Source organism: Bradyrhizobium sp. (assembly GCF_035273305.1).
Taxonomy (GTDB): Bacteria; Pseudomonadota; Alphaproteobacteria; order Rhizobiales; family Xanthobacteraceae; genus Bradyrhizobium.
The window spans coordinates 1-2,910 of record NZ_DATEPI010000320.1 but is presented as its reverse complement, the minus strand read 5'-3'; the positions used below and the strand labels follow the sequence as shown (position 1 = coordinate 2,910).

Below are 2,910 nucleotides of genomic sequence, written 5' to 3'. Positions count from 1 at the left end.
CGGCGGTTGAACTACGCCTCGGGGGCGAGGCTCGGCTTATGCCTCGGCGGCAATTCCCGGCGTATCATCCACTTCGACATCCGGTCGCCAGTCCATGGTGACAAAGCCCGGCGTCTGCTCGACGCGCCGGCGCCAGCTTCGGATGGCCGGAAAGGTCGAAAGATCGTAGTCGCAGCGATCCGCGACATGCGTGTAGCCATACAGCGCAATATCGGCGACGGTGAATCGGCCAGTGGCAAAATATTCGCGAGTCCTCAGGTGATTTTCCATCACCTGCAGGGCCGCATAGCCGCGCTCCATCCAGTCTTCCAGCGCATGCGTTTGCAGGTCGCGACCGCCCTTCACCAGCGCTAGCCAAAAATAAGCTGCGCCAATATTCGGCTCCAGCGCGTGCTGTTCGAAGAACATCCACTGCAGCGCCTCGGCGCGTTCGATACGCGATTCCGGCGCCAGCGGCGTGCCCCCGGCCACGTACCAAAGGATGGCGTTGGATTCGGCGAGGTAGCGTCCTTCGCCGACTTCCAGAAGCGGCACCTGGCCGCTCGGATTCTTCGCAAGAAAATCCGGCGTCCGGCTCTCGCCGCGCAGGATGTCGATCTCGATGGCTTGATAAGGTGCATTCAGCAAGGCCAGCGCGAGGCGGACCTTGTAGCTGTTGCCGGAGCTTTGCATCGAGTAGAGCTTGTACATTCGGCTTCGTTCGATTGGTGAGACGGACAAGTGTTGAAAGACGGCGGAGAAGGCAAAGTCGAGTGATCAGACAAGGCGCGTGCGCTGTGAGAATCGCTTTGTCGCCCCGCAACGCGGCTAAAGCATGATGCCGATAAAGATGCGTCGCAAGTCCCGCGCGATCGAAATGGCCGAAAACATCTGCCGCACCGCAATCGCGGAGAAAACCTTTCCACACGGCGGAACAAATAGAATCAAACCTGCGCGATTGCGTCCGGCGTGACAGCCGATGTTGCATCGCCCAACAGCGCACGCCGCACTATAAAAGAGTGCAGCGCCAGTAGCACCAGCAGCGCCAGAGGGATGCCGGTAACGCCGGCGACGCCGCGTGAGAGCAGCGGAACGGCCCAGGCCGCCCCTAGCAGGCTGATTTCGAAACTGCCGAAGCCGGACTTCAGGCCGTGACGCGTGAAGTAAACGATGGCGACTGCAAGCACGACGAGATCGTAGTCGAGGACGTAAGGCGTAGCGAGCAGGCTTCCGGTCGCAAGTGCGGCGGCCTTTAATTCGAATGCCGCATCGCTCTGCCACAACCACGCGATGCTTGCGGCGAGCGCGAGCCCAAGCGCGATCTGGACGGCATACGCGGTGTGAACAGTCGCGCCCCACATCCGGAGCGCCGAGAAGATGGACTGGATTTTCTCCCAACCGGTGTCACCTTGTTCGAGCACAACGCCTTGCGTGAATTTCAGCGAATCCGCGAAGGCGTGCCAAACATCGCCACCGAGCGTCAGCAGACTGAGCGCGATCAGCGCCGCCACCGTGCCCGTGGCCGTGCCGATTGTTCTCCACCTCGTTCCAGCCAACAACGCGATCGGGATCAGCACGCCAAATTGCGGCTTGTAGGCAAGGCATCCGATCAACACGCCGGCAAGCCACGGTCGCCGATCCAGCAGATGCAGCGCGCCGCCGAGCAGGGCGGCAGTCAGAAATCCATTCTGGCCGTGACCGATGTTAACGAACGTTGCTGGAAAGGCAGCGGTAACAAGCAGCGTCTCCGGACGCGGTAGAATTGTGCGGTTCACCAGGAGATATGCTGCGAAGCTGGACGCGATCCAGATCGCAAGACCCCACGCGTAGGAAAACGCGGCGACCGCGAATGCGATGGCAAAAAAGAACGGCGGATAGTGCCAGCCAAAAAACGGCACCTCGCGACCGCCGAACACTGCTTTCTCGGCGGCGTGCTGCAATGCGGGCTCATAGGCATCTGCCGCGCGGCCCTGCCACGTCAATTTTCCCGCGGCATAGACGTTGGAAAAATCAGTGCCGAGCGGCTTGCCATTGCGATCCAGCAGGGAGTCGGACAAGGCAATCCACGCGAGCGTCGCGATAACGCAGAACCCGAGCAGCATCAGGCTGTAGCTGCGTGCGCGCGTGGCGGTCAGCCATTCGCCCGATTTCAGTCCTTGCCAGATATGAGCCATTTCGCCACGGAATTTCGTGAATGTTGCGCGACTGTAGGTCGGAGCCTTTTAATCTTCCCTAAAGCCTGGGAGCTTCAGGCCCAAGCTTCTTGCGACGCAGCGTAACCCGTTTTAGACTGCGCCGATCCCATCAAATAGAGTCGTGGATCGGTAGCGGCACGTGGTGTGTCCGCGACGTCTGCAAGGAGATGATGATGCCGTTTCTGTCCGCTGCGCTCGATCGTGTGAAGCCGTCCGCGACTATCGCGGTAACGGACAAAGCACGGGCGCTCAAAGCGGCTGGCCGCAACGTCATCGGTCTTGGGGCCGGCGAACCCGATTTTGACACGCCGGCCAACATCAAACTGGCGGCGATCCGTGCGATCGAGGCCGGCAAGACCAAATACACCGATGTCGGCGGCATTCCCGAGCTGAAGGACGCGATCGCAGCCAAGTTTCAGCGTGAGAACGGGCTCACTTACAAGCCGAACCAGATCATCGTCGGCACCGGCGGCAAGCAGGTGCTGTACAATGCCCTGATGGCGACGTTAAATCCGGGCGACGAGGTCATCATTCCGGCGCCCTATTGGGTGAGCTATCCGGAGATGGTGTCGCTCGCTGGCGGTGAACCGGTGTCCGTGACCTGCACGGCCGCGCAAGGTTTCAAGCTGCAGCCGGACGCCCTTGAAAAGGCGATCACGCCCAAGACCAAATGGATCATCCTTTGCTCGCCATCGAACCCGACCGGCGCCGCCTATACACGCGCCGAACTGAAGGC

Annotated in this window: 3 protein-coding genes; 1 reads left to right on the top strand and 2 read right to left on the bottom strand. The window is 60.8% G+C overall.

Going from position 1 to position 2,910, the window contains the following annotated elements; all coding sequences use genetic code 11:
* Positions 1-36: 36 nt before the first annotated feature.
* Positions 37-690 (bottom strand): glutathione S-transferase family protein, encoded by a 654-nt coding sequence (locus VJV58_RS21100; protein WP_324139306.1) that lies wholly within the window; start codon positions 688-690, stop codon positions 37-39.
* A 233-nt stretch (positions 691-923) separates the two neighbouring features.
* Complete coding sequence (locus tag VJV58_RS21095; RefSeq protein WP_324139305.1) at positions 924-2,153, bottom strand: glycosyltransferase family 87 protein; 1,230 nt, start codon at positions 2,151-2,153, stop codon at positions 924-926.
* Positions 2,154-2,347: 194 nt separating this feature from the next.
* Here VJV58_RS21095 and VJV58_RS21090 point away from each other — a divergent pair.
* Positions 2,348-2,910, top strand: a 563-nt coding sequence (locus VJV58_RS21090; RefSeq protein WP_324139304.1) for an aminotransferase class I/II-fold pyridoxal phosphate-dependent enzyme, incomplete at its 3' end; no start/stop codon positions are given.